The sequence below is a fragment of the Daejeonella sp. genome (genome assembly GCF_044232565.1).
GTDB lineage: Bacteria > Bacteroidota > Bacteroidia > Sphingobacteriales > Sphingobacteriaceae > Daejeonella.
This window is the reverse complement of record NZ_JBIILQ010000213.1, coordinates 1-4,836: the sequence shown is the minus strand read 5'-3', so window position 1 is coordinate 4,836 and position 4,836 is coordinate 1. Positions and strand designations below refer to the sequence as shown.

4 protein-coding genes are annotated in these 4,836 nt (G+C 37.9%); all 4 read left to right on the top strand.

Translation table 11 applies throughout. The features are described 5' to 3' along the window. The coding region (locus ACILQF_RS10635) for a lamin tail domain-containing protein (protein WP_395627386.1) at positions 1 to 2,457 on the top strand (2,457 nt) is incomplete at its 5' end. A 59-nt stretch (positions 2,458 to 2,516) separates the two neighbouring features. Continuing rightward, positions 2,517 to 3,461: an NAD-dependent epimerase/dehydratase family protein gene (locus ACILQF_RS10630; protein WP_395627385.1), complete on the top strand. Its 945-nt coding sequence runs from the start codon at positions 2,517 to 2,519 to the stop codon at positions 3,459 to 3,461. A gap of 125 nt (positions 3,462 to 3,586) precedes the next feature. Next, positions 3,587 to 4,312, top strand: a complete 726-nt coding sequence (locus tag ACILQF_RS10625; RefSeq protein WP_395627384.1) for a YebC/PmpR family DNA-binding transcriptional regulator — start codon at positions 3,587 to 3,589, stop codon at positions 4,310 to 4,312. A gap of 8 nt (positions 4,313 to 4,320) precedes the next feature. Next, positions 4,321 to 4,836: hypothetical protein (locus ACILQF_RS10620; protein WP_395627383.1), on the top strand; the 516-nt coding region annotated here is incomplete at its 3' end.

Here is a 4,836-nt window from a genome sequence, read left to right as displayed (position 1 = left end):
CCACCAGTCAGGATTGATACCGCCCGCATATTTATCACCGAAATATTCGCTGATCCATCACCGGAGGTTGGACTGCCATTGGTTGAATTTATTGAACTTTTCAATCCCGGTAAAGACACCCTTGATCTAGAAGGATGGACTATCAACGATCCGCAAACCAAAGGCACACTGAAAAAATACCTGCTGCCACCCAATCAATACCTGATTATTTGTCCCGCAGCAGACACCACACAGTACAAAAGTTATGGAAGAACATTGGGTGTTTCACCATGGCCATCACTGAAAAATAATTCGGATGAGATTCTCTTGAAAAGTTTTAAAGGCAGGATAGTTGATTCTGTTTCTTATTCCGATAATTGGTACAAAGACCCAAAGAAAATATCTGGAGGCTGGTCTCTAGAAAAAATAGATATAGCGAATAAAACCTGTACTGATTTTTATAATTGGGCAGCATCGGTTGACAGCCTTGGCGGGACTCCCGGAAGAAAAAACAGTAGAGACAATCCTGATTTTTTGAAAGCGAGGTTGAAAGTTGATTTGCTAAAGATCATTTCAGAAAACAGCATTGATATTTTCTTCAACCAAATACCGGATACTAGCTATTTAAAGGCATCTAATTTTAGTATTAAAAATGGGACTGAAAAAGCAAATTCCATACAATTAGCTGCCTCAAAGCAAGAAATAAGATTATTTTTCCATGAAAAATTTAAGGAGGGGGAGAAATATTTTCTTTCAGCGGATTCAATCCTTTCATGTTCAGGGAATTTGATAGGAGGAGGAGTTGCCCTTGGAAGCTTTGAGATGCCATCCATAGCTGAAATTGAATACCCATTAGTTATAAACGAGATTTTTGCAGACCCATCACCAGTGATAGAATTACCGGAAGTAGAATATATTGAATTGTTTAACCCTACGGAGCGACCGGTAAAATTAAAGGGACTGTCATTGGGCAAGAACCCCCCTTTCAAAACTGGCGAAATGGAGGCAGGAGCATATATGATTCTTTGCGCTGAAAAAGACACATTAAACTTTAAACCTTATGGAAAAGTAATAGGTGTGCCCATTTGGTCAAGTCTGAATAATCAAAAAGATAGCATTCAACTAAAAAATAATAAAGGAAGAGTCATTCGGCAAGTAAATTATTCGAGCGCTTGGCATCGAGACCCAGAAAAAAGAAAAGGTGGATACTCCCTAGAATTAATTGACTATCAGTCGGTTTGTCCGGATTTACAAAATTGGGTAAGTAGTAGAGATAGTACAGGAGGCACACCTGGCCGCAAAAACTCTACTTTCCAACAAAATATATCAAATGAATTATTAAAATTTATAGAAATCGAGGTCTTGGATAGCTTAAGTCTTTCACTCAAATTCAACAGAGAAATCGACAGTACAAAAGCTTCGTATATAGTTAATTATTCATTAAATAATGGCGCAGGTGGTCCGAATTTTGCCCTACCACAGGCTCCAAATTTTGATCGAATAATCTTAAAATTCAATCAGGCATTAACGCGTGGTCAGACTTACCGACTCACTGCAGATAATATTGGAGATTGTAGAAATATAAAACTTTCAGCAGAATTTAACTATGCGGAATTTTATTTAGCTCCGAAAATTCAAAAGAATGATGTGCTATTAAGTGAAATTTTATTTAACCCGAGGGTTGGCGGGTCCGACTTTGTGGAGATTTTTAACAATGCAGCTTATTCAATTGATCTAAAGGAGCTTTCTATTGCACAAATTACAAAGGATAGTATAAACTCCATTCGAGAAATCAGCAAAAAACAGTTTCTATTAGAGTCAGGAAAGTATTTAGCACTGACTATAAATCCTGAGAATATTAAGAAGGAATACCTTGTGAAAAATGAAAATAGTATGCATAAAATGGAATCTTTCCCTATGTTCAATGATGATATGGGAACAGCGGTACTGCTGAGTAATGGAAAGCTAATCGACCAACTTAGCTACACAGAAAAAATGCACTTCCCATTGCTGAATAATACGGAGGGCATATCCCTTGAGCGTAGTAAATTAAAAAGTCCTGCAAATGAAGAAGGGAATTTAAGATCTGCAACCATGGCCTCTGGTGGCGCAACTCCAGGCTATCAGAACTCCCAAAATTCGGAACAGGAGAGTATAAAAGATGATTTTGCCCTAATTTCAAAAACATTTTCACCCGATAACGACGGCTTTGAAGATCTATTTGAGATAAGTTATCGATCATCAGCACCTGGGGAGATTGCTACAATAAGTATTTTTAATGATCAGGGAACTTTAGTCAGAAAACTTGTGAAAAACTATACCCTAAATACGGAAGGGACACTTATTTGGGATGGACTGAATGATTATAGCCAGATGTCGCCCATTGGAATTTACTTGCTTCAAGCTGAAATTTTTAATCTAGCAGGTAAAATAAAGCGCTTTAGAAAGAGCTTTGCATTGGTATCAAAGTTTAAATAATGGCCTTCAACATTACATTGCCTCCATAAATTTTTTACCTTTGAGCAAAACCAATTAGCATGCTTGAAAAAATTCTAGTTATTGGCTCCAACGGACAAATAGGTACCGAATTAGTTACTGAGTTAAGAAAAAATTATGGAGATTCAAATGTCATAGCTTGTGACATTCGACGTCCGGATTATGATATCAAAAATGCAGGACCTTTTGAGTTTGTAAATGTATTAGAGAAAGATATTTTAAACGCAATATTCAAGAAATACAAGCCTACACAAGTTTATTTATTGGCTGCATTGCTTTCAGCTACTGGCGAGCAAAACCCAAAATTAGCTTGGGATTTGAACATGAATGGTTTACTAAATGTGCTTGACCTAGCCTTAGAATATAAAACAGCACGTATCTATTGGCCTAGTTCCATCGCAGTATTCGGTCCGAATTCACCAAAAGTAAAAACGCCACAGTATTGTGTAATGGACCCCAATACAGTTTACGGCATCAGTAAGCTTGCCGGCGAGCGTTGGTGTGAATATTATTTCCAAAGGTATGGCCTTGATATCCGGAGCATTCGATATCCAGGATTAATCAGTTGGAAAGCTGCCCCAGGTGGGGGAACAACGGATTACGCTATTCACATTTTCCATGATGCCCTTAAAAAAGGCTCTTATAAGAGTTTTCTATCGGCAGAGACTGAACTTCCCATGATGTACATGGAAGATGCAATTCGTGGTACAATTGCGCTCATGGATGCGCCAGCAGAAAATATTAATATTCGTTCTTCATATAATTTAACAGGTATGAGCTTTACGCCCGAAATATTAGCTGAAGAAATAAAAAAACATATACCAAATTTTACATTGGGCTATACCGAATACGATCCGCGACAAGCTATTGCTTCAAGCTGGCCTAAATCAATTGATGATAATTGCGCGCAAGCCGATTGGAACTGGAAGCCTGACTTTAATTTGGCAAACATGACGGCAGACATGCTTAAAAATTTAAAAAAATAAAAGGAAAGGTAAATAAGCCAGAAAGCATTGTAAATTTGAAGCATTAGCAGGAAGTTTTAGGAAAACATCAAGAACAAAAAAATAAATAAAAAACCGTTTCTATAAAAAAATAGTTAAATACGATAATGGGAAGAGCATTCGAATTCCGTAAAGAAAGAAAATTCAAGCGTTGGGCAAAAATGGCCGTTCAGTTTACGCGTTTGGGTAAAGAAATAGTGATGGCTGTAAAAGACGGTGGATCGAACCCAGACGCAAACTCTCGTTTGAGAACAGCCATGCAAAACGCGAAGGCAATTAACATGCCTAAGCATACCGTAGAAGCCGCTATAAAAAGAGCAACCAACAAAGACGAAAGCAATTATGAGGAAATAGTTTACGAAGGTTATGCCCCTCATGGAGTTGCAATTCTGATTGAAACTGCCACCGATAATACCAATAGAACGGTTGCCAATGTTCGTAGTTACTTCAATAAAACAAATGGTGCCTTGGGAAAAACAGGCTCTTTAGATTTCATTTTTAGCCGCAAGTCTGTTTTCCGCTTCGATCCAGGAGAAATGGAGATTGATGAGCTTGAGTTTGAGTTAATTGACGCGGGCCTGGAAGATTTATATGTGGAAGTAGATGAAACCGGAAAAGATATTGGCGTTATCCATACTTCCTTTGAAGACTTTGGAAAAATGCAAAAAGCACTTGAAGAGAAAGGCATTCCAGTAATCAGCTCAAAGCTTGAACGTATCGCGCAATCAACAACAGAAGTAAGTGAAGAACAGGCTGCTGATGTTTTCAAGCTAATTGATAAATTAGAAGAAGACGATGATGTTCAGGCGGTATACCACAATATGGCCGAATAAATTATAAAATGACTTTTGAAGAATTTTTAATAAAAAAGAAAATTGATCCTGTTCAGTTAAAAAATGCTGAACAAGATTTTTTCAATGAATTTAAAAGTCATTTTAATGAGATGGGTGAAAAAAGCTTCGACCATAGTAAGAAGTTTTGGTTCAATAAGCTACGTAGAGCAAACCCACTGGCAGAAGAGATCAAAATACCGCCGGCTGAGGCCCAAGAAGTCCCGTCTAAAGTAAGCGAACCACCCACCGAAGCCCTCGAACCGGTGGCTGAGGCCCTCCAAACCAAACCAACCTTCAAACCTCGATTCAAAGCCAACATCCCCATCAATGTAGAAGTTAAAAACAAAGATGAAAAAAGCACAGAAATAACTGAATCTGAAACAGCAAAATCTACAGATATAGTAAAAACTACTTTTAAGCCACGATTCAAACCCTCTCCGAAGACCGCAGATGAATTGCAGGATAAGGAATTAGGAATTGACACTCAGAAGGAGATTATTGAACCTAAGCCAACTTACAGTCCT

What these genes read in the sequence shown, in the direction of transcription:
- ACILQF_RS10630 (WP_395627385.1), top strand. Translation starts at nt 2,517, where the DNA reads ATGCTTGAAAAAATTCTAGTTATTGGCTCCAACGGACAAATAGGTACC.
- ACILQF_RS10625 (WP_395627384.1), top strand. Translation starts at nt 3,587, where the DNA reads ATGGGAAGAGCATTCGAATTCCGTAAAGAAAGAAAATTCAAGCGTTGG.